General features: G+C 69.4%; 23 protein-coding genes and 1 riboswitch. Of the genes, 12 read left to right on the forward strand and 11 right to left on the reverse strand.

Annotation, left to right across the window (positions count from 1 at the left end; translation table 11 throughout):
• Nucleotides 1–100: 100 nt before the first annotated feature.
• Together OG241_RS31105 and OG241_RS31110 are read right to left on the reverse strand one after the other, a co-directional pair.
• On the reverse strand, nucleotides 101–601 hold the full coding sequence (locus tag OG241_RS31105) for a hypothetical protein (RefSeq protein ID WP_405819908.1): 501 nt from the start codon (nucleotides 599–601) through the stop codon (nucleotides 101–103).
• Between the two features lie 122 nt (nucleotides 602–723).
• Nucleotides 724–1,299 (reverse strand): TerD family protein, encoded by a 576-nt coding sequence (locus OG241_RS31110; protein ID WP_006382336.1) that lies wholly within the window; start codon nucleotides 1,297–1,299, stop codon nucleotides 724–726.
• Nucleotides 1,300–1,497: 198 nt separating this feature from the next.
• Between OG241_RS31110 and arfB the strand changes: the two genes are divergently transcribed.
• Entirely contained in the window at nucleotides 1,498–1,926 is a 429-nt protein-coding gene (arfB, locus tag OG241_RS31115; protein ID WP_405819910.1) for an alternative ribosome rescue aminoacyl-tRNA hydrolase ArfB, read from the forward strand.
• Between the two features lie 214 nt (nucleotides 1,927–2,140).
• Here arfB and OG241_RS31120 read toward each other — a convergent pair whose 3' ends face one another.
• Both OG241_RS31120 and OG241_RS31125 read right to left on the reverse strand, forming a co-directional pair.
• The gene (locus OG241_RS31120) at nucleotides 2,141–2,608 is read right to left on the reverse strand and encodes a GNAT family N-acetyltransferase (protein WP_405819912.1); all 468 of its coding nucleotides are present in this window, start codon (nucleotides 2,606–2,608) and stop codon (nucleotides 2,141–2,143) included.
• A gap of 48 nt (nucleotides 2,609–2,656) precedes the next feature.
• Complete coding sequence (locus OG241_RS31125; protein WP_405819914.1) at nucleotides 2,657–3,175, reverse strand: flavin reductase family protein; 519 nt, start codon at nucleotides 3,173–3,175, stop codon at nucleotides 2,657–2,659.
• A gap of 418 nt (nucleotides 3,176–3,593) precedes the next feature.
• Between OG241_RS31125 and cdgB the strand changes: the two genes are divergently transcribed.
• On the forward strand, nucleotides 3,594–5,342 hold the full coding sequence (gene cdgB, locus OG241_RS31130) for a diguanylate cyclase CdgB (RefSeq protein WP_405819916.1): 1,749 nt from the start codon (nucleotides 3,594–3,596) through the stop codon (nucleotides 5,340–5,342).
• A gap of 168 nt (nucleotides 5,343–5,510) precedes the next feature.
• The gene (locus OG241_RS31135; protein ID WP_405819918.1) at nucleotides 5,511–6,521 is read left to right on the forward strand and encodes a CBM35 domain-containing protein; all 1,011 of its coding nucleotides are present in this window, start codon (nucleotides 5,511–5,513) and stop codon (nucleotides 6,519–6,521) included.
• 63 nt (nucleotides 6,522–6,584) lie between these two features.
• Here the strand turns inward: OG241_RS31135 and OG241_RS31140 are convergent, their stop codons facing one another.
• The 3 genes from OG241_RS31140 to OG241_RS31150 all read right to left on the reverse strand — a co-directional run bounded on the left by OG241_RS31140 (nucleotide 6,585) and on the right by OG241_RS31150 (nucleotide 9,840).
• A complete protein-coding gene (locus OG241_RS31140; RefSeq protein WP_405819920.1) occupies nucleotides 6,585–7,526 on the reverse strand; it encodes a 1-phosphofructokinase family hexose kinase in 942 nt (313 codons plus the stop codon).
• A gap of 41 nt (nucleotides 7,527–7,567) precedes the next feature.
• Nucleotides 7,568–8,698, reverse strand: a complete 1,131-nt coding sequence (gene nagA, locus OG241_RS31145; protein WP_405819921.1) for an N-acetylglucosamine-6-phosphate deacetylase — start codon at nucleotides 8,696–8,698, stop codon at nucleotides 7,568–7,570.
• Between the two features lie 200 nt (nucleotides 8,699–8,898).
• Nucleotides 8,899–9,840, reverse strand: coding sequence for an ROK family protein (locus OG241_RS31150; RefSeq protein WP_405819923.1), 942 nt, complete (start codon nucleotides 9,838–9,840; stop codon nucleotides 8,899–8,901).
• Nucleotides 9,841–9,984: 144 nt separating this feature from the next.
• Between OG241_RS31150 and OG241_RS31155 the strand changes: the two genes are divergently transcribed.
• The 3 genes from OG241_RS31155 (at nucleotide 9,985) to otsB (ending at nucleotide 12,687) form a co-directional block, all read left to right on the forward strand.
• Nucleotides 9,985–11,238 carry an extracellular solute-binding protein gene (locus OG241_RS31155; protein ID WP_405819925.1) on the forward strand — a complete coding sequence of 418 codons (1,254 nt, stop codon included), beginning with the start codon at nucleotides 9,985–9,987 and terminating at the stop codon, nucleotides 11,236–11,238.
• 76 nt (nucleotides 11,239–11,314) lie between these two features.
• The gene (locus OG241_RS31160) at nucleotides 11,315–11,548 is read left to right on the forward strand and encodes a DUF3263 domain-containing protein (protein WP_405819926.1); all 234 of its coding nucleotides are present in this window, start codon (nucleotides 11,315–11,317) and stop codon (nucleotides 11,546–11,548) included.
• A 281-nt stretch (nucleotides 11,549–11,829) separates the two neighbouring features.
• A complete protein-coding gene (gene otsB, locus OG241_RS31165; RefSeq protein ID WP_405819928.1) occupies nucleotides 11,830–12,687 on the forward strand; it encodes a trehalose-phosphatase in 858 nt (285 codons plus the stop codon).
• Here otsB and OG241_RS31170 read toward each other — a convergent pair.
• On the reverse strand, nucleotides 12,677–14,083 hold the full coding sequence (locus OG241_RS31170; protein WP_405819930.1) for a trehalose-6-phosphate synthase: 1,407 nt from the start codon (nucleotides 14,081–14,083) through the stop codon (nucleotides 12,677–12,679). The two genes, otsB and OG241_RS31170, sit on opposite strands and share 11 nt — an antisense overlap.
• 120 nt (nucleotides 14,084–14,203) lie before the next feature.
• A complete protein-coding gene (locus tag OG241_RS31175) occupies nucleotides 14,204–15,148 on the reverse strand; it encodes a glucosyl-3-phosphoglycerate synthase (RefSeq protein WP_405819931.1) in 945 nt (314 codons plus the stop codon).
• A 170-nt stretch (nucleotides 15,149–15,318) separates the two neighbouring features.
• Nucleotides 15,319–15,467: riboswitch (SAM riboswitch) on the forward strand.
• Nucleotides 15,468–15,481: 14 nt separating this feature from the next.
• On the opposite strand from OG241_RS31175, the gene thrC reads away from it, so the two are divergent.
• The 6 genes from thrC (at nucleotide 15,482) to OG241_RS31205 (ending at nucleotide 22,726) form a co-directional block, all read left to right on the forward strand.
• Nucleotides 15,482–16,798: a threonine synthase gene (thrC, locus tag OG241_RS31180; RefSeq protein WP_405819933.1), complete on the forward strand. Its 1,317-nt coding sequence runs from the start codon at nucleotides 15,482–15,484 to the stop codon at nucleotides 16,796–16,798.
• Between the two features lie 88 nt (nucleotides 16,799–16,886).
• A complete protein-coding gene (locus tag OG241_RS31185) occupies nucleotides 16,887–17,162 on the forward strand; it encodes a MoaD/ThiS family protein (RefSeq protein ID WP_053746535.1) in 276 nt (91 codons plus the stop codon).
• 454 nt (nucleotides 17,163–17,616) lie between these two features.
• On the forward strand, nucleotides 17,617–17,823 hold the full coding sequence (locus OG241_RS31190; RefSeq protein WP_006382349.1) for a cold-shock protein: 207 nt from the start codon (nucleotides 17,617–17,619) through the stop codon (nucleotides 17,821–17,823).
• A 390-nt stretch (nucleotides 17,824–18,213) separates the two neighbouring features.
• A complete protein-coding gene (gene groL / locus OG241_RS31195) occupies nucleotides 18,214–19,842 on the forward strand; it encodes a chaperonin GroEL (RefSeq protein ID WP_319097211.1) in 1,629 nt (542 codons plus the stop codon).
• 285 nt (nucleotides 19,843–20,127) lie between these two features.
• The gene (locus OG241_RS31200) at nucleotides 20,128–21,252 is read left to right on the forward strand and encodes an NADH:flavin oxidoreductase (RefSeq protein WP_405819935.1); all 1,125 of its coding nucleotides are present in this window, start codon (nucleotides 20,128–20,130) and stop codon (nucleotides 21,250–21,252) included.
• Between the two features lie 301 nt (nucleotides 21,253–21,553).
• Nucleotides 21,554–22,726, forward strand: coding sequence for a DUF4157 domain-containing protein (locus OG241_RS31205; protein WP_405819937.1), 1,173 nt, complete (start codon nucleotides 21,554–21,556; stop codon nucleotides 22,724–22,726).
• Nucleotides 22,727–22,957: 231 nt separating this feature from the next.
• On the opposite strand, the gene OG241_RS31210 is transcribed toward OG241_RS31205, so the two are convergent.
• The gene (locus OG241_RS31210; protein WP_405819939.1) at nucleotides 22,958–23,632 is read right to left on the reverse strand and encodes a Uma2 family endonuclease; all 675 of its coding nucleotides are present in this window, start codon (nucleotides 23,630–23,632) and stop codon (nucleotides 22,958–22,960) included.
• A 62-nt stretch (nucleotides 23,633–23,694) separates the two neighbouring features.
• Nucleotides 23,695–24,519, reverse strand: a complete 825-nt coding sequence (locus OG241_RS31215; protein ID WP_405826507.1) for a hypothetical protein — start codon at nucleotides 24,517–24,519, stop codon at nucleotides 23,695–23,697.
• Nucleotides 24,520–24,655 lie beyond the last annotated feature (136 nt).

A 24,655-nucleotide genomic window follows, 5' to 3' on the forward strand; every position in this document is an offset into this window, starting at 1 on the left:
CGATTCGAGGGTGCCCTTGAGAATCCCTTCCCGTTCGCCCGAGCGCGCTGCTTCTGCAGCCCGTCTGGGGGCGCAGCCCCCAGGGATGGTCGGCCCCCGCTCAGCGCACCCTCGGGAAGCGGGCCTGGAGGGTCCAGATCGCGGGGTTCTCGCCGAGGGCGTCGTGCAGGTCGATCAGGTCGGCCAGGACGTCGTGCAGGAAGTCCCGCGCCTCCTTGCGGAGTTCCGCGTGGGAGAAGGTGAGCGCGGGCTCCTCCGCCGGCATCCAGTCGGATTCGATGTCCACCCACCCGAAGCGGCGCTCGAAGAGCATGCGGTCGGTGGACTCGGTGAAGTCCAGTTCCGCGTACTGGGGGCGGGCGGCGCGGGACCCCCGGGGGTCCTGGTCCAGCTGTTCCACGATGTCGCACAGGGCCCACGCGAAGTCGAGCACCGGCACCCATCCCCAGGCTGTGGACAGTTCCCGGTCGGCCTTGGTGTCGGCGAGGTAGACGTCTCCGCAGAACAGGTCGTGCCGCAGTGCGTGGACGTCCGCGCGGCGGTAGTCGGTCTGCGGGGGGTCCGGGAACCGGTTGGAGAGGGCGTAGCCGATATCGAGCACGGAGGTGATGGTGTCACGACGCGGCCTTCAGCTCTCTCGGCCCTCTGCCGGGGCATGCGAAAGCCCCCGGCCCGAACGCCGACTCGCGCTCGACCGGGGGCTTTTCAGCTGCCGTCCACGACTCAGACGTTGACGCCGAAGTCCTGCGCGATGCCCACGAGGCCCGAGGCGTAGCCCTGGCCGACCGCGCGGAACTTCCACTCCGCGCCGTTGCGGTACAGCTCGCCGAAGACCATCGCTGTCTCCGTCGCCGCGTCCTCGGAGAGGTCGTACCGGGCGATCTCGGCGCCGCCAGCCTCGTTCAGGATGCGGATGTACGCGTTGCGGACCTGGCCGAAGTTCTGCGAGCGGTTCTCCGCGTCGTAGATCGAGACCGGGAAGACGATCTTGTCGATGTCGGCGGGGAGGCCGGCGAGGTTGACCTTGATCGCCTCGTCGTCGCCCGCGCCCTCGCCCGTGCGGTTGTCGCCGGTGTGGACGATGGTCTTGTCCGGGGTCTCCTTGTTGTTGAAGAAGACGAAGTGGGCGTCGGAGAAGACCTTGCCCTGTGTGTTGACCGCGATCGCCGAGGCGTCGAGGTCGAAGTCCGTGCCGGTGGTGCTGCGGACGTCCCAGCCGAGGCCCACGGTGACGGCGGTCAGGCCCGGAGCCTCCTTGGTGAGCGAGACGTTGCCACCCTTGGACAGGCTTACAGCCATTGTTGGGAGTCCTTCCCTCGTTTGACATACGTGCAGTACGTGTGTGCGGTGCGGAGCCCCGTACGGGACGAAGCTACCGTCACCTCTATGAACGCCGACGGGGGTCCCGAAGGTTCCGCGCGCCTTTACTTTCTTTACCTACCTTGTCGGAGTGAAAACGGGGTGACGTGGACCGGACAGCCGCGCGACCATAGGGGCATGTCCGGTCCCTACTTCATCCGTGGCTCCGTCTCGCTCCCCGAGGCCGAGCTCATGTGGCGTTTCTCGCGGTCCGGCGGGCCGGGCGGGCAGCACGTCAACACCAGTGACACGCGGGTCGAGTTGAGCCTCGACCTCGCGGGCACCGAGGCGCTCCCCGAAGTCTGGAAGCGGCGTGCGCTGGAGCACCTCGCCGGACGGCTCGTCGACGGAGTCGTCACCGTCCGCTCCTCCGAGCATCGTTCGCAGTGGCGCAACCGAGAGGCGGCGGCCGTACGGCTGGCCGCCCTCCTCGCCGAGGCCACCGCGCCACCGCCCAAGCCCCGTACCCCCACCCGTATTCCGCGCGGTATCAACGAACGCCGGTTGCGGCAGAAGAAGGCGCGCGCGGATGTGAAGCGGGGTCGTACGGGACGGGACTGGGGTTAGCCGGTAACCGGAAACCGGCAGTGAACCGCGGGCAGTGAACCGCCGGGAATGAACGGTCGTGATTTTCCGAACGGCCGGGGGAAAGAACCGTGGAACGGCTCGTGGAGCGGCTCCTGGAACGGCCCCGGCAATGAATTTACGTTCGTACACGCAAAGGCCGCCATGATCGACATCGACATCGTGATCGACATCGTGACGGATCTGGCGCGGAGTGCTAACCCAGTTTCAGTACGCCGACCGTCTGGCCCCCGCTGGTCTCGCCGGTGGGCGTGAAGCCCAGGCTCAGGTAGAAGGGCTCGGGGCCGGTCGGGCCGGGGTGCCAGGTGACGTAGAGGTCGGTGCCCCCGCGGTGGCGGATCTCGGCGGCGACGGACTCGACGGCGAAGCGGCCGTAGCCCTTGCCCTGTTCGTCGGCCGCGATGTTCAGGCGCCACAGGCCGGAGCGCAGGTCGGTGCCTGTGTTGCCCCAGGCGATGTCGAAGAAGGCCATGAGGAAGCCGACCGGACGCTCGCCGTCGAGGATCAGCCGGGGCCAGGCGGTGCGCGGATGGACGTACGCCTCGGCCAGGGACTTCATGACCGGCGAGACCGCGTGTTCCTGGTCCCGGCGGACCCGTACGGCGATGGCGGCGTCGAAGTTGTCGGAGCTGATTCGCTCCAGCCGGAGCGTGTCGTTCGTCATATGGCGAACCTAGGCCGTCCGGCAGGGGCGTGACCAGCGGGTTTCTCGTCAGTCGAGGCGGCGGTAACGGCCGCGGAAGTACGCAAGTGGGCCCTCGTCCGCGTGTGGCGCGGTCGCCGTGAGGACGCGGCCGATCACCAGGGTGTGGTCGCCGGCCGTCACCCGCTGTTCCGTGCGGCACTCCAGGGTCGCCAGGGCGCCCTCCACCAGGGGGGCGCCGGACGCCTCGCCCCGGAGGTGGGGGAGGTCCGCGAAGAGGAGACGGTCGCTGATGCGGCCCTTCATCGCGAACCGGCCCGCGATGTGCCGCTGGTTCTCCGAGAGGACGGAGACCGCCCACAGGGGCTGTTCGTCGAGCAGGTCGTCCATCCGGGAGCCCTCGCGCACGCTGACCATGACGAGGGGCGGGTCCAGGGAGACCGAGAGGAAGGCGGTCGCCGTCATGCCGACGTCCTCGCCGCCGGGCGCGTGCGGATCGTCCGCGTCGAGTGGCGGCTCCTGTGCGGTCACCAGGACCACGCCCGAGGCCAGGCGGGACATGGCGGCGCGGAAGTCGTCGTTGCTCACTCCCCCAGGATGCCCGTCGCGCGGGGGGAGGGGAGTGACGGGTGCGGCATGGCTGGGTATGGCGGAGGGAGTCAGCACATGGAAAAGCTATTCGGGGTCCCTGTGTCACCGCATCGGACCAGCGCCCGAACCGGGACCTAGGACTCCGGGCCGACTCCCGACCGACTCTCGTCCGACCCCAAAGATCGGGAACGGCCCCGCCGACTTCCTCTCGGCCGTATCCTCGCTCGTAGTATCCGCACGGATACAAAGTTTGCGTTCAGTAAATGCACAGGGAGAACTCAGAAACTCCACTCAATTGCTCATCTTTCGCTGTGACTTGAGTCACAGGTGACCTTTTTTGTTGACCCTGTGTACCGAGTGGGCAGCGCGCTGTGATTCAGTGGCGGAGAAGGTGGGATAGGCGGAAGGAGGGCGAATGGAGACCGACCAGGAGCCGTACGTCCGTCTCGCGACCTTGCGGCAGCTGCACCAGGTCATGGCGGACATGAACACCGCGCGCAGTCTGGCGGACACCCTCCAGACCGTCGCCGACGGCGTCGTCAACGGCCTCGGATACGAGCTGGCCTGCGTCAACCTCGTCCGCCCCGACGGCGATCTCGTCGTCGCCGCCTTCGCCGGAAACTCCGCCGCCGAGGCCCTCATCACCGGCCGCGTCGGCTCGCGCGACTCCTGGGAACGCCGGCTCGCCATGGGCGAGGCCTGGGGCGACCTGGTGTTCATACCGCACACCGAGGGCTGGGTCCTCGACGACGACGACGTCCCGCAGTGGTACACCGACGGGCCCGCCCCGCGCTTCGAGGACGAGTGGCACCCCTCGGACCGGCTCTTCGCGCCGATGTTCACCCCGGGCGTGCCCGGCGGCACCTGTGGCGAACTGATCGGCGTGCTGTCCGTGGACCGGCCGCGCAACGGGCGCCGGCCGGGCGCCTGGGGCAAGGAAGCGCTCCAGATGTACGCGTTTCAGGCCGCCATCGCGATCAGCAACGCACGTCTACGCGCGAATATGCAGCGGGCACTGGTCAGACTCGAACGCGAGCAGCAGGCGCTGCGGGCCAGTGAGGAAAGCTTCCGGCAGGCGTTCGAGTACGCGCCCTCCGGCATGGCCATCGCCGAGATGGGCGGCGACCAGCACGGGCGAATACTCCGGACCAATGACGCGCTGTGCCGGCTGCTCGGCCGCCCCGCCTCCGCGATGCGCCGCTACTCCTTCGCCGACCTCGTGCACCCCGAGGACGTGGGCACCCTGCTGCGCACCTCCGCCGAGGGCGGGCGCACCGAACTCCGGCTCGCCCGCCGGGACGGCACGTACCTGTGGGTGTCGCTGCGCAACTCCGTCGTCGCGGACGCCACCGACGGCCCGCGCTTCCTGCTCACCCACGTCGAGGACATCGAGGAGCGCAAGCGCCGCGAGCTCCAGCTCGCCCACCGCGCCTCCCACGACTCCCTGACCGGTCTGCCCAACTCGGCCGAACTGCGCGCCCGGCTCAGCGCCCGCCTCTGCCAGCGCCCCCAGACGGCGGCGCCCGGCCTGGTCGAGTCGGTCGACGCGGCCTACGTTCCCGCCCAGCTGGACCCCTTCGGTACGCACGACCAGTACACGACGGCGCCGGCCTCTTCCTCGGCGCCGGTGCCCGTGACGGACGGCGGAATCCAGCCGTACGACGCGAACGGCCACGGGTTCGACTTCCGCGGCGCCCCCGAGGTGTACGGCGCGTACGACCACCACGTCCACACCGTCGCCCCCGAGGGTGAACATGACGACGGGACGAAGGGGCTCGCGGTTCTCTTCTGCGACCTCGACGGCTTCAAGTCGATCAACGACCGTTTCGGGCACAACGCGGGCGACGCGGTACTGATCGAGGTGGCCCGGCGGCTCGGCGGGGCCGTGCGCGACGGCGACACGGTGGCCCGGCTCGGCGGCGACGAGTTCGTGGTTCTTGCCGACGGCCTGGGCCGGGCCGACGCCCAGGACCTCGCCGTACGCCTGCGCAACGAGATCATCCAGCCCATCCGGGTCGACGGCCGTGTGATGCGGGTCGGCGCGAGTTTCGGTATCGGGTGGGCACAGTGCGGGATGACGGCGGACGAAGTCCTGAAGTCGGCCGACGAACGGATGTACATCGAGAAACGATCTCGTCCCAAACAGCACCGCAGGGCGGGATGATCTCCAGCTCAGTGGTGTGACGCCGGTCCGGTGCGGCCGGACTCACCCGTTTGGGTCAGTGGGAGCGGGTAGGCTCGCTATTCGCATTGCATGTTTGGCAGGACCTCGCAACATCTCGTGGTCCCACCCGCACCAGTCCCACCCCGCACCTGTTGAGGAGACCAAGGGATGACGCCCGGCAACAGCGGCGCGAGCACGCCCGAGGACGATGACCCGTTCGGCTACCTGTACGAGGACGGGCGGGCGAACGGAGCCCAGCCGCCGAGCAGCGGCTACGGCTACCCGAACTCGGTCGGCCGCACCCGGCCGGTCGGCGAGCGCCAGTACAGCGGCCCGACGCAGGGCCAGCAGCCGGCGTACGGCCAGAGCGCGCCGACCGCCCCGACCGCCCCGACCGCGCAGTACGGCCAGGCGATCCCGCAGCAGCAGGGGGCATACGGCAGCCCGAACGCCACCTACCAGGCGCCCGAGGCCTTCGGCGGCGGCCCCGCGGCCCCGCAGCAGCCGTCGTACAGCGGGGGCAGCGGCAACGGCAGGGGCGGGCGGGGCTCCGGCCCCAACACCAAGGGTCTCCTGATCGGCGCCATCGCGGTGGTCGCCGCGGTCGTCATCGGTATCGCCGTGGCGATGATGGGCGGCGACGGCGACAAGGGCACGAACGCCGACGCCAGTAATACCCCCTCGACCTCGCAGAGCGCCGATCCGTCCCCGTCGGCCAGTGCCTCGGCGCCGGCATCGGAGGAGGACCTCCCCACCATCGACGCGAAGGCCCTGCTGCTGGGCGGCGGCGCGTCCCCCGTGTCGGACGTCGACGGCGCGAAGGCGGCCGACGGTGTCTATGTGGGCAACTTCAACAACGTGGGCGCGTCGGTCACCTGGAATGTGAGCGGGATCGCGAAGGCGGCCGGCTACCGGCTGTACGTCAACTACGGCGTACCCGGCAAGGACGCCAACGCCACGCTCACCGTCAACGGCGAGGTCCAGACCCGACCGCTCAACCTCAAGAACTTCGCGAACGCCGCCGAGGGCGACTACGCGAAGGGCTGGACGAACACCTGGGCGTCCGTCCAGCTGAACAAGGGCACCAACACCATCAAGATCTCCTGCGAGCAGGGGAACCAGTGCGACGTGAACCTGGACCAGCTGTATCTGGCGAAGGACAGCGGATCTGACGGCTGATCCGACGGGGGCTGGGCTCGCCGGCCGAGGACCGACAGGCTCCAGGCCTGCACTGGTCCTGCTCTAGGCCGCCGTCGCCTCGCGTGTCACCGTCACCCCGTCCAGCAGTTTCTCGTACGTCGTGCGGTCGAACTCGCCTGCCACCGGGGCCAGTACGGTCGCCGTCGACAGGGCCACCGCTCTGGTCAGGCGTTCGGGCCAGGGGAGTTGGTCGACCAGGCCCGACAGCAGGCCCGCGACCAGTGAGTCGCCGGCGCCCGTCGGATTGCCCCGGACGCGGGTCGGCGGGATCGCCCGCCAGTTGCCCTCCTCGGTCACCGCGAGCAGTCCGTCCGGGCCCAGTGAGGCCACCACGGCCCGTGCACCGCGCCTGCGGGCGTCCCGGGTTGCCCGCAACGGCTCGTGGGAGCCGGTGAGTTCGGCGAGTTCACCGGCGTTCGGTTTGACCAGGTCGGGGCGGGCCGCGACCCCACGTCTGAGCGGCTCCCCGCTGGTGTCTAGCAGCACGGGTACGTTCGCCGCCCGTGCACCGCGGACGAGGTCGGCGTACGCGCCCACCGGCACCCCCGGCGGCAGGCTCCCGCAGAGGGCCACCGCGGAGACGGACGGCAGCAGTCCCTCGTACACGCCCTGGAACGCGGACCACTCGGCCGGTGTGATCTGCGGGCCGGGTTCGTTGAGTTGGGTCGCGTCCGTCGGTGTACCGGCCGCCGAGTCGTCGATCACCGCTATCGTGCGGCGAGTTGCACCCGACACCGGCATCAGGGCGTCCAACACGCCTGGTGTGGCGGCGAGCTGGTCCTGTACGGTCCGCCCGGTCGGGCCGCCCGTGAAGCCGGTGACCGTCACCTCGTGGCCGAGGGCGGCCAGGACGCGGGCCACGTTCAGGCCCTTGCCGCCCGGACGTTCGGTCACCGAGTTGACCCGGTGGGAGGCGTGCGGGCGTAACTCCCCTACGCGGTACGTGATGTCGAGCGCGGTGTTCAGTGTCACCGTGAGGATCATCCCGTCGACCTCCTCCCTCGTTTTCCTCTCGCCTCTGCAGGTCAAGAGAGTTGGGGATCCACTACCCAACTGCCCTTGCGCATCACTCCCTTGAGCGTGAAGTCCGCGTCCAGCAGGACCAGGTCCGCGTCCTTGCCCGGTTCCAGGGAGCCCACCCGGTCGTACATCCCCAGCAGCCGGGCCGGGTTGGCGGACAGGGCGGCGACCGTGTCCGTGACCGGGAGCCGGTCGACGGTGACCGCCCGCTTGAAGGCGCGGTCCAGGGTGAGTGTCGAGCCGGCGATCGAACCGCCCTCGACCAGCCGTGCCACACCCTCGCTGACCTCGACCTCCAGCGGGCCGAGCAGATAGCGGCCGTCGCCGAAGCCGGCGGCGTCCATCGCGTCGGTGATGAACGCCACGCGGTCCGCGCCCGCGTGGTGGAACGCGAGTTGGAGGGCCGCCGGGTGCAAGTGCGTGCCGTCGTTGATGAGTTCGACCGTCACTCGGTCGTCTTCGAGGAGGGCGGCGATCGGGCCGGGGTCGCGGTGCCCGAGGGGCGGCATCGCGTTGAAGAGGTGCGTGGCGACGGTGGCGCCCGCGTCGATGGCCTCCAGCGTCTGCTCGTACGTCGCGTCCGTGTGCCCGATCGCCGCGAGGACGCCGTGCTCGACGAGGAGCCGTACGGAGTCGAGGCCGCCGGGGAGTTCGGTGGCGAGGGTGAGCATCATGGCCCGGCCGCGCGCCGCGTCGATCAGCTTCCGTACGTCCGCCGGGTCCGGGTCGCGCAGCAGCGCCTCGGAGTGGGCGCCCTTGCGGCACGGGGAGATGAAGGGGCCCTCGAAGTGGACGCCGGCGATGTCGCCCTGCTCGGCGAGCTCGGAGAGGAGGCCGGCCCGGGCGGTGAGGGTGTCCATGTCGCCGGTGACGGTGCTGGCGACGAGGGTGGTGGTGCCGTGGGTCCGGTGGGTGTGGACGCCCTTGAGCACGTCTTCGGCGGTGCCCGAGGTGAAGGAGGCTCCGCCGCCGCCGTGGTTGTGTAGGTCGACGAATCCGGGGATCAGCCAGTGGCCCGTCGCGTCGACCTCGTGGGCGTCGTCGTGGGCGCGCTCGGTGAACTTGGTTCCTTCGACGGCCAGTTGACCGCCTTCGGTGATTCCTGTGGGGAGTACTACTCGGGCGCCTCTGAGCAACAGGCTGTGTGTGCGCTGCGGGGCCGTGGGGGCTGGTCGCGCAGTTCCTCGCGCCCCTGGGTGGGGTGCCGGCAGGGCGTTTTCTTCGTGCGGTCGGTTGGGGTGTCGCGCAGTTCCCCGCGCCCCTGGGTGGGGCGTCGCTGGGTCTGTTGCCAGTGGGCCCGTCTCCACTGGGCCCGCTTCCCCTGGGGTCGTTGGCATCAGGGTGTTACCTCCGTGAGGTCGGTGACGGTCAGGAGGTCCCAGGCGAGGAGGCCTGCTCCCAGGCAGCCTGCCGTGTCTCCCAGGGCCGCGGGGGCGATGGTCGGGAGCTTCTGGAAGGTGATCCGTTCTTGTACGGCGGTGCGCAGCGGTGTGAACAACGTGTCGCCCGCTTCCGCCAGGCCGCCGCCGATGATCAGGGTGCGGGGGTCGAGCAGCGTGAGGGCGGTGACCAGGCCGTCGGCGAGGGCGTCGACAGCGTGCTGCCAGATCTCGCGGGCGCGCGGGTCGCCGGCGTCGACGGCTCTGGCGCAGTCCGCCGCGTCCGCGCCCGGGGTTCCGGTCGCCTCGGCCCACGCCTCGCTCACCGCCGACGCGGACGCGTACCGTTCCAGACAGCCGCGCTGGCCGCACGGGCACAGGGTGCCGCCGGGCCGTACGACGATGTGGCCGACCTCGCCGGCGAAGCCGTGCGCGCCCGCCTCCACCCGGCCTTCGACGCCGATCGCGCCCGCGATGCCGGTGCCGAGGGCGATGAAGAAGAAGCGGTCGGCTCCCTGACCGGCCCCGATGCGCCCCTCCGCGAGACCGCCCGTCCGGACGTCGTGGCCGAGGGCGACCGGCAGGCCGAGCCGTTCGGTGAGCAGCTCGCGCAGGGGTACGTCACGCCAGCCGAGGTTGGCCGCGTAGACGGCGAGGCCCTTCTCGGCGTCGACGATGCCGGGCACCGAGACTCCGGCGGCGGCGGCGCTCTCGCCCAGGTGGGCGATGCCGTGCGCGCGCAGGTCGGCGGCGAAGCCGAGGATCGCCTCGACCACGGCGTCGGGGCCGCGCTCGCGACCGGTCGCCCGGCGCGTCTGGTGGAGCAGAGCGCCGTCCGGCCCGATGAGGGCGGCTTTCATCGCGGTGCCGCCCACGTCGAGGGCGATGACATGTCTCACGGGGACAGTGTGGCCCGTAGACCCGGAAGAGGTCTAGTCCACTCACGTGGTGTAGACCTTATGGAGCTAAAAAATTGAACGTACCAATGAATACATATGTGAACGACCAGTGGGGATTTTGCAGTGCAACGGCGCAGGACAGGCATGATCGCGGCGGTGTCCGCACTCGGGATGACGGCGGCACTCGGTGGTTGCGGAGCCGTCGGCTCGGGTGACGTCACGCTGAAGCTGGTCGCCGCCGACTACGGCGACTCCGACGCCAACAGCTCCCAGAAGTACTGGGACAAGCTGGTCGGGGAGTACGAGGACGCCCACCCCGGAGTGAAGGTCGACGTCAGCGTCTACTCCTGGAACGACGTCGACCGCAAGGTCAAGGAGATGGCCGCCGCCGGTGACGCGCCCGACCTGGCGCAGATCGGCGCCTACGCCGACTACGCGGCCAAGGGCGAGCTGTACCAGGCCGACGACCTGCTCTCCATCCCGACGCAGGCCGACTTCGTCTCCCAGCTGGCCGACGCCGGAGCGGTCAGGCGCATCCAGTACGGCATGCCCTTCGCCGCCTCGACCCGCCTCCTCTTCTACAACAAGAAGCTCTTCACCGAGGCCGGCCTCACCCCGCCCACCACCTGGAGCGAGCTGGCCGCCGACGCCGCCGTGCTCAAGGAGAAGGGCGTGAAGTTCCCGTACGCCCTCCCGCTGGGGCCCGAGGAGGCGCAGGCCGAGACCATGCAGTGGCTGCTCAGCGGCGGCGAGAGCTACACCAGCGAGGTCGGCACCTACGGCATCGACTCCCCGCGGAACATCAGGACGTTCACCTGGCTCAAGGACGAACTCGTCGACAAGGGCCTCACCGGCTCCGTCGCCCCCGGCAGCCTCAACCGGGCCGCCGCTTTCGCCGCCTTCGCGCGCGGTGAGGTCGGCATGCTCAACGGGCACCCCTCGCTGATGAAGATCGCGTCCGCCAAGGGGGTCGATTTCGGGATGGTGCCGATGCCGGGCCAGGAACGCTCGACGCGGTCCGCGATGGGTGTCGCCGACTGGATGATGGCCTTCAAGAAGAACGGCCACCGTGACGAGGTCGGCAAGTTCCTCGACTTCGTCTACGACAAGAAGAACGTGCTCGCCTTCTCCCGCGAGTACGACCTCCTCCCGGTCACCACCTCCGCCTCCCGGACGATGTCCGCCGCCGCCGAGGACAGGGATCTCGCGCCCTTCCTGAAGGAGCTCCCGACCGCACAGCTGTACCCGGTCGGCAAGACGTCCTGGGCGCAGGTCAACGCGGACATCAAGCAGCGGATCGGTACGGCGTTCGCGGCGGGTGGGGATCCGGCCGCGGTGCTTGCCGAGTTGCAGACTAGGGCCAATGCGGCGGAGACCGAGGAGGAGAACGGGCAGTAGGTCGTCGCCGGGCCGTCGCTAGGCCGTCGCCGGGCTGCCAGGTCGGATGTCAGTGGGTGGGGCTACGGTGCTTTGCATGGACGGGGAGCAGTTGGGGCGGCGGGAACAGGACATTCTCGCGCTGGAGCGGCGGGGGTTTGTGGGGCCCGGTGCGAAGGAGCGGGCGATTCGGGAGGAGCTGGGGTTGGTGCCGGTGCGGTATTACCAGTTGCTGAACGCGTTGCTGGATGACCGGCGGGCGTTGGAGTGTGATCCGGTGACGGTGAACAGGTTGCGGAGGGTGCGGGAGGCTCGGCGGGGTGAGCGGTAGGTGAGGCCGGTTTTTTCGCCCCCGCCGCCCCTACCCGTCCCATCCCGTTCCTGGGGGCTGCGCCCCCAGACCCCCGCTGTCGGCCCTGAAGGGGCCTCGTCCTCAAGCGCCGGACGGGCTGAGGGGTGCGGGCCTCGTCCTCAAGCGCCGGACAGGCTGAGGGGTGCGGGCCTCGTCCTCAAGCGCCGGACGGGCTGGATGGTGCCGGGCGGGGCTGGAATGGCCTGGCCCGGGCTGCAATGGTCGTAGGCCCGGACCGCAATGGTCATAGGGTCGGGGGCATGGACTTGCTGCCCACGCCCCTGACGCAGGCCGGCCGTGATGGGCTGGATGCCATCCTTGCCGAGCCCGGTGGTGTTGTTGTCGCCCTTGATTTTGACGGGACGCTCGCTCCGATCGTGGCCGATCCCGAGCAGGCCCGGGCCCATCCCGACGTGCTTCCCGCGCTTTCCGCCCTTGCTCCCAGCGTTGCCTCCGTTGCCGTTCTCACCGGGCGGCCCGCCGGTGTCGCGGTTCGGCACGGGGGGTTCGCGGGTGTGCCGGGGCTTGAGCACCTTGTCGTCCTCGGTCACTACGGCACCGAGCGCTGGGACGCCGTGACCGGCACGGTCAGTGCTCCTGCCCCGCACCCCGGTGTCGCCGCCGTCCGTGCCGAGCTGCCCGGGTTTCTCGAAGGGCTCGGTGCCTGGCAGGGCACCTGGATCGAGGAGAAGGGCCGGGCCGTCGCCGTGCACACGCGGCGCGCCGCCGATCCGCAGGCCGCGTTCGAGGCCCTGCGCGAGCCCCTCGCCGACCTGGCGACCCGCCACGGCCTGATCGTCGAACCCGGCCGCCTCGTGCTGGAGCTGCGCCCACCCGGCATGGACAAGGGCGTCGCCCTGGAGGAGTACGTCCGCGAGACCGGCGCCACCTCGGTCCTCTACGCCGGCGACGACCTCGGCGACCTCCCGGCCTTCGCGGCGGTGGAGAAGCTCCGCCAGAACGGCCTCCCCGGCGGCATTCCCGGACTGCTCGTCTGCAGCGGTAACAGCAGCGAGGCCGTGACGGAGCTGGAGGAGCGCGCCGACCTGGTCGTCGACGGTCCCGAGGGTGTCGTACGGCTGCTAGCCGCCCTCGGGCGGGCCGTCGTCAGGCCTTGAGCGCGTTCAGCTGGTCCAGGAACCACTGGGCCGGCGGTAGCGCGGTCGCCGCCGCGGCCAGGCGTTTCGTGCGTTCCGCGCGTTCGCCGGCGCTCATGGTCAGGGCCTCTTCCAGGGCCCGGGCCGTCTGTGTGACGTCGTACGGGTTCACGACGATCGCGTCCTCGCCCAGCTCCTCGTACGCCCCCGCCTCCCGGGACAGCACCAGCGCGCACCCCTCGTCGGAGACCACCGGGATCTCCTTGGCGACGAGGTTCATGCCGTCGCGGATGGGGTTGACGAGGGCCACGTCGGCGAGGCGGTAGGCGGCCAGGGAGCGGGCGAAGTCGTCCTTGACGTGGAGCACGACCGGGGTCCAGGTCGGTGTCCCGTAGGCCGAGTTGATGTCGTCGGCCAGTCGCTGCACCTCGGCCGTGTAGTCGCGGTAGACCGCCAGGTCCTGGCGCGAGGGGTAGGCGAAGGCGATGTGCACGACCCGCTCCCGCCACTGCGGGTGGTCCTCCAGGAGCTGCCGGTATGCCAACAGGCCCCGCACGATGTTCTTCGACAGCTCCGTACGGTCCACCCGCACGATCGTCCTGCGGCCCTCACCGACCTCGGCCCGCAGCGCCGCCATCCGCTCCTCGACGTCCGGTTCGTGTGCGCGCCTGCGCAGGAAGTCGGCGTCCGCGCCCAGACCGTGCACGCCGATCCGGGTGTCGCCGAGGCCGCCGACCAGGTCCGTACAGCAGGCGGTGAACGCGTCAGCCCACCGCTGGGTGAGGAAGCCGAGGCGGTCCGCGCCGAGCATGCCGCGCAGGAGCTGCTCGGAGATGTCGTACGGCAGCATCCGGAAGTAGTCCGCCGGTGCCCACGGGGTGTGCGAGAAGTGGCCGATGCGCAGGTCGGGGCGGAGCGAGCGCAGCATCCCGGGCACGAGACACAGGTGGTAGTCCTGGACCACCACCGACGCGCCCTGGGCCGCCTCGGCGGCCAGCGCCTCGGCGAACGCGCGGTTGTAGGCCTCGTACGACGCCCACTGGCGCCGGAACTCCGCGTCGAAGACCGGCTCCAGCGGGGTCTGGTACAGCATGTGGTTCACGAACCACAGCACCGAGTTGGCGATGCCGTTGTACGCGTCCTCGTGCACGTCGGCCGGGATCGCGAGCATCCGTACGCCCGCCTCGGACTCCCCGCGCCGGACGGCCTCGCGGTCGCCGTCGCCGAGGGCCGAGCAGACCCACAGGGCGTTCGCGTCCGGGCCGATCGCCGACAGCCCGGAGACCAGCCCGCCACCACCGCGCCGGGCCCGCAGCGAGCCGTCCTCACGGACCTCGTACGTGACCGGGCCACGGTTGGAAGCGACCAGCACCCGGTAAGAGCCCTGCGTACCCTGCACACCTTGCGTCAAAGCCATACGCGTCAACCTAGCCCGGCCCGGAAACGCTCAAACGTACACACGTACGCCTCAGCCGTATACAAGCCGCCCGGGCCGGTGCACCGGCCCGGGCGTGACCAGGCGTCGACCAGGCGACGGCTAGGCGGCCTTCCTCCTCGCGTACTCCGCGATCTCCGCCATCGGCGGACGTTCCTCCGTGTCCACCGAGTACGTCCGGGGCTCGAAACCGTCCTCTCCGCGCTCGAACTGGGTGATCGAGGGGCGGATCAGATGGCCCCGGGCCAGCCTGAGCTGCGCGGTGCGGTAGATCGCGGCGGACATCCGGCCCAGGGCCTGGCCGTCCTGGTGGCGGTGCTTGCGCACACCCACGTCGACCTGCGCCAGCGCGTCCAGGCCCACCAGATGCAGGGCGTCGATCAGCATGCCCAGCTCCACGCCGTAGCCGACGGGGAACGGGAGCTGTTCGAGGAGCGAGCGGCGGGCCGCGTACTCGCCGCCGAGCGGCTGGACGAAGCCGGCCAGCTGCGGCCAGTGCATGTTGAGAAGCGGGCGGGCCATGAGTTCCGTCACCCGGCCGCCCTGGCCGGCCGCCTGGCCGAGCGGACGGTCGTACATCGCCTTGACGAGGTCGACACCGGGGTCCGTGAGGAGGGGGCCCACGATCCCGGAGACGAAGTCCGACGAGAACTCCTTCAGGTCCGCGTCGACGAAACAGACGATGTCCCCGCTGGTGACCAGGAGCGAGCGCCACAGCACCTCGCCCTTGCCCGGCACGGCCGGGATGCGCGGCAGGATGTCGTCGCGGTGGACGACCCGGGCGCCCGCCGCGGCGGCCACCTCGGAGGTGCGGTCGGTCGATCCCGAGTCGATGACCACGATCTCGTCGACGAGGGGGACCTTCAGCATCAGGTCACGGCGGATGACGGCGACGATCTCGCCGACGGTCTCCTCCTCGTTGAGCGCGGGCAGGACGACACTCACCGTGGCGTTCGAGGAACGCTTCGCGGCGATCAACTTCTTGAGCGGGCGGTCGCGGGCGGCCCAGGAGCGCGTGCTCAGCCAGCGCTCGACGTCTTCCAGCACGTGCGGCTCTCCCTTACGTTGCATGGGGGGAAGCGCGATCTTGTATCTCGCGGTTCGGACGGCTCCCACCACCATCCAAGCCTTCGGTTACAGTCTTGAACAACGCGGGTGACCATCGCATTGCCGAGGTCACCTCTGTTCACAACCTCACAACCTTCACAACTTCATACCGCTCATCCAGAGGGGCAGAGGGATACGGCCCGATGAAGCCCCGGCAACCCTCCAGCCGATCTTGTCCACAGGTCATGTGGCGAGGATCCCGGCTCGGGAAGGTGCCAAATCCGTCTCACGGCGAAATGCGTCGTGAGGAAGATGAGGAAGGGTTTCGCCTCCATGGCTGCGCAAACTGCCGAGAGCACCACGTCCGGCTCCGTCACCTCCGCTGTCCCCACTGTTGATCTCGGCCCCGCCGCCGCGCTCTCCTGCCGCGAATGCGGCCACCGCGTTCCCCTCGGTCCGGTGTTCGCCTGCGAGGAGTGTTTCGGCCCGCTGGAGATCGCCTACGACTTCGCCGTCCATTCGGCGGCCGACACCGAGGAACTCCGCAAGCGCATCGAAGCGGGACCCGCGAACATCTGGCGTTACGCGCCTCTTCTGCCCGTTCCCGCGAACGTCGCCGAGAAGCCGAACATCAACCCCGGCTGGACCAAGCTCGTCCAGGCCGACAACCTCGCCCGCGAGCTGGGCGTCGACGCCGGCAAGCTCTTCGTGAAGGACGACTCCGGCAACCCGACGCACTCCTTCAAGGACCGGGTCGTCGCCCAGGCCCTGGAGGCCGCCCGCGCCTTCGGCTTCACCACCCTCTCCTGCTCCTCCACTGGCAACCTGGCCGGTGCCGTCGGCGCCGCCGCCGCCCGGGCGGGCCTGCGCTCCTGCGTGTTCATCCCGCACGACCTGGAGCAGGGCAAGGTCGTCATGGCCGCGGTGTACGGCGGCGAGCTCGTCGGCATCGAGGGCAACTACGACGACGTGAACCGCTTCTGCTCCGAGCTGATCGGCGACCCGGCCGGCGAGGGCTGGGGCTTCGTCAACGTCAACCTGCGCCCGTACTACGCGGAGGGCAGCAAGACCCTGGCGTACGAGATCTGCGAGCAGCTCGGCTGGCAGCTGCCGGACCAGCTCGTGGTGCCCATCGCCTCCGGGTCGCAGCTCACGAAGATCGACAAGGGGCTGCAGGAGCTGATCAAGCTCGGGCTGGTCGCCGACAAGCCGTACAAGATCTTCGGCGCCCAGGCGGAGGGCTGCTCGCCGGTGTCCGTCGCCTACAAGGCCGGGCAGGACGTCGTACGGCCGCAGAAGCCCAACACCATCGCCAAGTCGCTGGCGATCGGCAACCCGGCGGACGGGCCGTACGTGCTGGACATCGCGCGGCGGACCGGGGGAGCGGTGGAGGACGTCAACGACGAGCAGGTGGTCGACGCGATTCGGCTGCTCGCGCGTACGGAGGGGATCTTCGCGGAGACCGCCGGTGGTGTGACCGTCGGTGTCACGAAGAAGCTGATCGAGAACGGGCTGCTGGACCCGACGCTCACGACCGTTGTGCTGAACACCGGGGACGGTCTCAAGACGTTGGACGCGGTGGCGGACACGGGGCTCACCGCGACCATCCGGCCCAGCCTTGAGTCGTTCCACGCGGCGGGGCTCGGTTAAGAGGTAGTTGTTTTTCTGCGGGCCCGTGGGGGCTGGTCGCGCAGTTCCCCGCGCCCCTAGGTATGTCACCTGACCGGAGGTTTACACCGTGAGCGTTTCTGTCCGTATCCCCACCATCCTCCGCACCTACACCGGTGGGCAGGCCGAGGTGGCTGCCGAGGGTGGGACCCTTGCCGAGGTCATCGCCGATCTGGAGAAGAACCACACGGGGATCGCCGCCCGCGTGCTCGACGACCAGGGCAAGCTGCGTCGCTTCGTCAACGTGTACGTCAACGACGACGACGTCCGCTTCGAGCAGGGGCTGGAGACGGCGACGCCGGACGGTGCCGGGGTGTCGATCATTCCGGCCGTCGCCGGAGGCTGATCAAGGGTTTGATACCCGCCAGTAGTAACCGTCGGTAACATCGATTACCGAGAGTTCATCGAATTGCCCCCTCCGTGAGAGAAGCGGAGGGGGCAATTCTGTATGGTTGAGCGCGGTACAGTTGGGGAAGCCGCACCATCTCGCTCGCCGCACGCGTATTGATTCCTGCCGCGCACCCAACGAGAAGTAGCCAAAGTGTGCAGGCAATTTGCGTTTTTTGTTCACTTTGTGGGGCCCGGCTTGCCCTGAATCCGCGTGAATTCTCCGCATATTTCCTGACCTGGCGTGCCTGGATTTCTCGTCCAATTGACCTGTTGCAGAGGGCAGTTGGACAGATACATTCGGCCGCGGTCGACGCGTTCCGGCGCACACCTCCACCGGTTGGGGGGGTGAGGTCTGACCCGGATCCGCGAAGTGCGGATCCGTGCAAGGGCCAGTAATAGGGGAGTTAGGCATGGCTCAGGGCACCGTCAAGTGGTTCAACGCGGAGAAGGGGTACGGCTTCATCGCGGTCGACGGTGGTGCGGATGTTTTCGTCCACTACAGCGCGATTCAGATGGACGGCTACCGCACCCTCGAGGAAGGTCAGCGGGTCGATTTCGAGATCTCGCAGGGCCAGAAGGGGCCGCAGGCGGACATGGTCCGTCTGGCGACCACCTGAAGCACGCGCCGGAGCACACGCAGCGACGTTCTTCTTCCTTCATCGAAGGATTCGATGGGCTCGTACCTCGTGGGACCTCACGGGGTGCGGGCCCATCGGCGTGTCCGCAGGCGGGGTACGCGGTCGATGTCCGCAGGTGTGTCGGCGTTGCTACCGGGCCGTAGCCACCCCCCTGTTCACCTGGGGATCTTCGAGAGCCGCTTGCACTCGGCAGGGGCGAGTGCTAATCATTGGCGTTAGCACTCTGAAGGTGAGAGTGATAACGAAGGACCGGGTGGGTGAGGCCCGCAGGCCAGGTGGTGCAAGGAATCACCGAGGCAGGCAGGCCGTCCGTCGCGGGCGCCAGCGCGGTCCGGAGCAATCCACCCCAGTCCGGGAGGACCACTTCACATGGCCAAGATCATCGCGTTCGACGAGGAGGCACGGCGCGGTCTCGAGCGCGGGATGAACCAGCTCGCCGACGCCGTCAAGGTCACCCTCGGCCCCAAGGGCCGCAACGTCGTCCTCGAGAAGAAGTGGGGCGCCCCCACGATCACCAACGATGGTGTTTCCATCGCCAAGGAGATCGAGCTCGAGGACCCTTACGAGAAGATCGGCGCCGAGCTGGTCAAGGAAGTCGCGAAGAAGACGGACGACGTAGCCGGTGACGGCACGACGACCGCGACCGTCCTGGCCCAGGCTCTGGTCCGCGAAGGCCTGCGCAACGTGGCCGCGGGTGCGAACCCGATGGCCCTGAAGCGCGGTATCGAGAAGGCCGTCGAGGCCGTCTCCGGTGCGCTGCTCGACCAGGCGAAGGAGGTCGAGACGAAGGAGCAGATCGCTTCGACCGCCTCCATCTCCGCCGCCGACACGCAGATCGGCGAGCTCATCGCCGAGGCGATGGACAAGGTCGGCAAGGAAGGCGTCATCACCGTCGAGGAGTCCCAGACCTTCGGTCTGGAGCTGGAACTCACCGAGGGTATGCGCTTCGACAAGGGCTACATCTCGGCGTACTTCGCGACCGACATGGAGCGCATGGAGGCGTCGCTCGAGGACCCCTACATCCTCATCGCCAACTCCAAGATCTCCTCGGTCAAGGACCTGCTCCCGCTCCTGGAGAAGGTCATGCAGTCGGGCAAGCCGCTGCTGATCATCGCCGAGGACGTGGAGGGCGAGGCCCTCTCGACCCTGGTCGTCAACAAGATCCGCGGGACCTTCAAGTCCGTCGCGGTCAAGGCCCCGGGCTTCGGTGACCGCCGCAAGGCGATGCTGAACGACATCGCGATCCTCACGGGTGGCGAGGTCATCTCCGAGGAGGTCGGTCTCAAGCTCGAGAACACCTCCCTGGACCTCCTGGGCCGTGCCCGCAAGGTCGTCATCACCAAGGACGAGACCACGATCGTCGACGGCGGCGGCTCCGCCGACCAGGTCGCCGGCCGGGTCAACCAGATCCGCGCCGAGATCGAGAACTCGGACAGCGACTACGACCGCGAGAAGCTGCAGGAGCGCCTGGCGAAGCTCGCCGGCGGTGTTGCGGTCATCAAGGCCGGTGCCGCGACCGAGGTCGAGCTCAAGGAGCGCAAGCACCGCATCGAGGACGCCGTTCGCAACGCGAAGGCGGCCGTCGAGGAGGGCATCGTCGCCGGTGGTGGCGTGGCCCTGCTGCAGGCCTCCTCGGTCTTCGAGAAGCTGGAGCTGACGGGTGACGAGGCGACCGGCGCGAACGCCGTGCGACTCGCCCTGGAGGCCCCGCTCAAGCAGATCGCCGTCAACGGTGGCCTCGAGGGTGGCGTCATCGTCGAGAAGGTCCGCAACCTTCCCGTCGGCCACGGCCTCAACGCCGCGACCGGTGAGTACGTCGACATGATCGCCGAGGGCATCATCGACCCGGCGAAGGTGACGCGCTCCGCGCTGCAGAACGCCGCGTCGATCGCCGCGCTGTTCCTCACCACCGAGGCCGTCATCGCCGACAAGCCGGAGAAGGCGGGCGCCGGCGCCGGCGCCGGTGGCGGCATGCCGGGCGGTGACATGGACTTCTGATCGACCTCTGGTTGATCACCGTCCTTCGTTCCGAGGGCGGCACCCTTCTCCTTGCGGGGAGGGTGCCGCCCTCGGGCGTTTGCGGGGCGCTTGCGGTCCCGAGGTGTGCGAGGCGTCTGAGGTGTCGTGTGCGGTGACCGGGATCACAGGGGGCGTTTCGGTGAGCCGGAATGAGGGGCCGGACGGGTGCGGTTGACGCATATGCGTATGCATACACCTGTGCCTTCGCGCAGTCCCCGTCCCCTCTTTCTGACTTTCTTCTGATTTCCTCCGAGGAGCCCCCACGTGACAGCCCCCGCCCAGACCTCCCGCGCGGCCCAGATCCTCTCCCGGCCCGTCACGCTCAACGGCCTGACCGTGCCGAACCGGATCGTGATGGCGCCGATGACGCGCCAGTTCTCGCCCGGTGGTGTTCCCGGAGAGGACGTCGCCTCGTACTACTCGCGTCGCGCGGGTGCCGGGGTCGGTCTGATCGTCACCGAGGGCACGTACGTCGGACACGACTCCGCCGGTGACAGCGACCGCGTACCCCGGTTCCACGGTGAGGAGCAGCTCGCGGGCTGGGCGAAGGTGGCCGACGCCGTGCATGCGGCAGGCGGGAAGATCGTGCCGCAGCTGTGGCACATCGGCATGGTCAGGGAGGCCGGGCAGCCCCCGTTCGCCGACGCCCCGCCGGTCGGACCGTCCGGTCTGCGGCTGGACGGCACCGCCGGTGCCGGCAAGGAGATGACGCAGGAGGACCTGGACGACGTCATCGACGCGTTCGTCGAGGCCGCGGTGGCCGCCGAGCGCATCGGCTTCGACGGGGTCGAGCTGCACGGCGCCCACGGCTACCTGCTCGACCAGTTCCTGTGGTCCAACACCAACCGCCGCACGGACGCGTACGGGGGTGACCTGCTCGCCCGTACGAAGTTCGCGACGGAGATCGTGGCCGCCGTACGCGAGGCCGTGTCCGCGTCGTTCCCGATCATCTTCCGGTACTCGCAGTGGAAGTCGGGCGCCTTCGACGCGCGCCTCGCCGAGACCCCCGAGGAGCTGGAGTCGATCCTGGCCCCGCTCGCCGCGGCCGGTGTCGACGCCTTCCACGCGTCCACGCGCCGCTACTGGCTCCCGGAGTTCGACGGCTCTGACCTCAACCTGGCCGGCTGGACGAAGAAGCTCACCGGCAAGCCCACCATCACCGTCGGCTCGGTCGGCCTGGACGGTGACTTCATCCGGGGCTTCTCGGGCGAGGGCGCGCCGCTGAAGAGCATCGACGACCTCCTGGACCGCCTGGAGAACGAGGAGTTCGACCTCGTGGCCGTGGGCCGCGCGCTGCTCCAGGACCCGGAGTGGGCGGCGAAGGTCCTGGAGGACAGGACGAGCGAGCTGACGGCGTACGACGCGTCCGCGCTGGGGTCGTTGAGCTGACCCGAGTTGTGTTTGGTTACGGCTTCTGAGCCGAGTTGAGTGGGCCGGGGGCCGGAACCGGAGCAGCAGCCACCGCGCCGGTCCCCGGCCCGCGCCGCACCGGAAGGGCAGAGAGTCTGCCCTTGCGGATCTTGCCGCGCCCTCTGTGCTGTCGTAGAACGGAACGCAAACTCCCTCGCTGCGGAAGAGGACTCGCGTGCATCACCTAGGACATGGACACGCTCGCAGGAGCGGACAGCCCGCGCCCGCGTCGCGTGTCGGCACGCCTCGCGCGGGACTGACGAGCGCCTGGCTGACCCACTTGCAGCGTGTCGCGGCCAACGGGAGTGGACGCGCCGGCCTTGAGGAAGAGGCCGCGGACCACGCCCAGGTGCAGCGCGTCGCCGTGGACAACGCCCTGCAGTCGCCGTGGCGCCCGCTGGAGCCCGGCTTGCGGACCGAGATGCAGGCACGTTTCGACGGCGCCGACTTCAGCGGGGTCAGGGTGCACGACGGAGCCGCCGCACGGGAGGCGGCGGCCGCCGTCGAGGCCAGGGCGTTCACCACGGGTCAGGACATCGTCGACGGTGGCGGGATGAGCCAGAAGGACTGGGCGCACGAGCTGGCACACACGCTCGACCAGCAGAAGGGCCCCGTCCCGGGCGTGGACAACGGCGCCGGTCTGAGCATCTCGGAGGAGGCGGACAGCGGCGAGCGTCACGCCGTCAACACGGCGGAACGGGTCATGCAGGGGCCCGCGCCCGTCCAGCGGATCGCCTCCGGCGGCCGGATGAACGAAGCCGGGCGAACGAACGATGCCGAGCAGCACCAGCACGGCGACGCCTGCGGGCACGACGTACAGCGGGTCGCGACCGGTGCCGGTGCCGGTGGCGTTGCGGTCCAGCGCACCCGGCGGGTGACCGCGGAGGACGTGGAGGCGGCCCGGTCGACTTCGGCTCTGACCCGGACCGCGCGGCTGCTGCGGTCGCAGGGCAAGGACGACATGGCCGCGAAGCTGGAGAACCAGCTGGAAGTATCGCTTCCCGTGCCTATGCAGGGGACGGTCGCGTTCGCCAACGACATGACGGTCCAGGAGCGCACGGGCGGACGTTACAAGCTCACCCTGGATCTCTCGACGATGCTGTACTCCGTGGCACTTCGCGCGGACCGCAAGACGTACGGAGCCCCGGCACTGGCGAACGGCAAGTACAACTTCGTTCTCCCCGTCCGGAAGCCGGGCAAGATCATGGCTTCGGAAGTCGGCACCGGGAACGAGGAGGGGCATTCCGCGCTCGCCAAGGCCACGAAGCAGGGTGACGGGCACGTGTACTGGGCGGGCACTGCCAAGTTCACCAACGGTGTCCTGGACAAATGGACGAACGACAGCGGTCACTACAGGCCCACGGGCGAGGACGCGGGCCAGTTGGCCGGCATCACGGGTGGCTTCCCCGCCGACAAGTACAAGAACTTCAACGACCCGGGTGCGGCGGACTGACCCGAGCGGATCTCTGCTCAGCGCACGCCTTCGTCACCGGCCGGACGATCTCCCCGCTCGGTCGCCGTCGCTGACTCCTCCCCTTCCGCTTCCGGGGGACTCAGGAAACGTACGACAGCGGCGTTTCCAGCGCTGCGTTGCAGAGCGGCCAGCCGGTCCAGGACGCCACTCTCCGGCGCGGGCGGCGCCGGCGTTCTGCCCGCACTCGGGCGGCCGGGCTCTTCCAACGGGTCAGTCGGCATAGTCCTTGAGCTTCTCGGTGTTGAGGGTGATGTTCACGGGGGCGGGGAGCTCGACCACGGCTCCGTACGGGTACGAAGGGTTCTGCCGGTAGGTCCCATTCCTCGGCTCGCTGTACACGACCAAGGTGTCGTCGTCCCGGTCGATCAGCAGGTAGACCGGAATGCCCGCCTCCGCGTACCCGCGCACCTTGTCGGTGCGGTCGCGGCGGTCGGTGTCCCGGTCGTGGGAGGTGACTTCGACGACCATGAGGACGCCTTCCGAGTCGGCCCATTCCCCTTCCTGGTCGACAAAGTGGTCGAGCGGTGCCAGCGCCGCGTCCGCCTTGGCGTGGCCCTTGCGGTAGCTGCCGACCTTGAGCCCCTGTTCGGGGTACAGGCGGCACTCGGGGCGTTGCTGAAGAGACTCGACCAGGAGCCACATGACGACGGCTCCGTGACGCTGGTCCGGCAACGGCTTGACCTCTAGTTTTCCATCGATGAGTTCGAGTTTGACTCCCTCGGGCGCCCTGCGGGCCAGCTCCTCGAAGTCCTCGACCTCGATGTGATCGCCCTTGACATACAGCCGTCCGTCGACGAATTCGAGCCGTACGTTCGCGGGGGCCTTGCCGGCCAGCTCTTCGAAGTCCTCCTGGGACATCTGCGGACGCCTGGTGCCAAAGGTCATGGTGGGCTCGCCTCCTTCCCACCATGGTGCCCCGGAGCGGTGTCGGCGCACTGTCGGAGCGCTCATACGCGTGGCCTTTCTCGGCGTCGGTCGATCAGCGCCGCGCGGGTCGCGGCGGCATAGGCGTGGACCGCGGATGCGGCGACGGGCGCGGACGACGGCCGGGGCGGGGCGCACTCGCCCCGGCAATCCCCGCACACGCCCCCCGCCAGCGCCTCCGCCCGCCCCGGAACCCCGCACTTCGCGCACTCCAGCATCCGCAGCGGCGGCCGTACGGCGGCGGGCTCAGGCGGCATCTTGCTGGTCAGGCGCCTGCGGATCAGGGCGGCCGGGTGGTGGACCGGCGTCGGCAGACCGGCGGTCAGGGCATGCCGTACGGAGTCCTCGTTCGCCCCTCGCTCGAACCACTCCCCGACCAGCGGGGCCAGCACCGCGCAGTCCGCCTGGGAGAGGGACAGCGCGGGCGCGGTACGGCCCAGGGCGGCGAGCAGGACGAACGCCCGGGAACGGGTCGGCCGGCGGTGCCGCTCCTCCGGGGAGTCGGCCGGTACGTCGCCCCGCGTGAACGACGCCCACCAGTCGTCGTCGCGTGCCGTGCGCGTGAACCACGTCCGGGTGATCCACAGTTGGCTGCCGGAGCCGGTCACGTGTTCGCGGCCCCGGCGCAGATGGCCTGCCTGCTGGAGGTTGTTGAGGGAGGTGCGGAGGGCGCACTGGCCGTACGGGGTGTGCTTGGCCAGCGTCTTCACGGAGATGTCGGCGCCGTCGGGGAGCCGGTCGATGTAGGCGGCCACCGCTGCCTCGCGGGGCGGGAGATGCGCGAAGTCGTGGTTCGTGCGGGGGCGTTGGTCGGGGGCGTCGCGTTTGCCGTAACCGGGATTGGCCATCGGGTGGGGCGGGGACGCGTGCGGGGGCGGTACGACAGCACTAAAGTTGGCCTCAGCCACGGGATCTCCTTGGAGGATCTCTACGGTTAAACCCCTGTCAGGTGTTCGCTGCACCTGATGGGGGTTGCTTTATTTG

The organism is Streptomyces sp. NBC_01390 (genome assembly GCF_045040105.1).
GTDB lineage: Bacteria > Actinomycetota > Actinomycetes > Streptomycetales > Streptomycetaceae > Streptomyces.

What these genes read in the sequence shown, in the direction of transcription:
- OG241_RS31110 (WP_006382336.1), bottom strand. Translation starts at nt 1,299, where the DNA reads ATGGCTGTAAGCCTGTCCAAGGGTGGCAACGTCTCGCTCACCAAGGAG.
- arfB (WP_405819910.1), top strand. Translation starts at nt 1,498, where the DNA reads ATGTCCGGTCCCTACTTCATCCGTGGCTCCGTCTCGCTCCCCGAGGCC.
- OG241_RS31120 (WP_405819912.1), bottom strand. Translation starts at nt 2,608, where the DNA reads ATGACGAACGACACGCTCCGGCTGGAGCGAATCAGCTCCGACAACTTC.
- cdgB (WP_405819916.1), top strand. Translation starts at nt 3,594, where the DNA reads ATGGAGACCGACCAGGAGCCGTACGTCCGTCTCGCGACCTTGCGGCAG.
- OG241_RS31135 (WP_405819918.1), top strand. Translation starts at nt 5,511, where the DNA reads ATGACGCCCGGCAACAGCGGCGCGAGCACGCCCGAGGACGATGACCCG.
- OG241_RS31140 (WP_405819920.1), bottom strand. Translation starts at nt 7,526, where the DNA reads ATGATCCTCACGGTGACACTGAACACCGCGCTCGACATCACGTACCGC.
- OG241_RS31155 (WP_405819925.1), top strand. Translation starts at nt 9,985, where the DNA reads ATGATCGCGGCGGTGTCCGCACTCGGGATGACGGCGGCACTCGGTGGT.
- OG241_RS31160 (WP_405819926.1), top strand. Translation starts at nt 11,315, where the DNA reads ATGGACGGGGAGCAGTTGGGGCGGCGGGAACAGGACATTCTCGCGCTG.
- otsB (WP_405819928.1), top strand. Translation starts at nt 11,830, where the DNA reads ATGGACTTGCTGCCCACGCCCCTGACGCAGGCCGGCCGTGATGGGCTG.
- OG241_RS31170 (WP_405819930.1), bottom strand. Translation starts at nt 14,083, where the DNA reads ATGGCTTTGACGCAAGGTGTGCAGGGTACGCAGGGCTCTTACCGGGTG.
- thrC (WP_405819933.1), top strand. Translation starts at nt 15,482, where the DNA reads ATGGCTGCGCAAACTGCCGAGAGCACCACGTCCGGCTCCGTCACCTCC.
- OG241_RS31190 (WP_006382349.1), top strand. Translation starts at nt 17,617, where the DNA reads ATGGCTCAGGGCACCGTCAAGTGGTTCAACGCGGAGAAGGGGTACGGC.
- groL (WP_319097211.1), top strand. Translation starts at nt 18,214, where the DNA reads ATGGCCAAGATCATCGCGTTCGACGAGGAGGCACGGCGCGGTCTCGAG.
- OG241_RS31210 (WP_405819939.1), bottom strand. Translation starts at nt 23,632, where the DNA reads ATGACCTTTGGCACCAGGCGTCCGCAGATGTCCCAGGAGGACTTCGAA.
- OG241_RS31215 (WP_405826507.1), bottom strand. Translation starts at nt 24,519, where the DNA reads ATGGCCAATCCCGGTTACGGCAAACGCGACGCCCCCGACCAACGCCCC.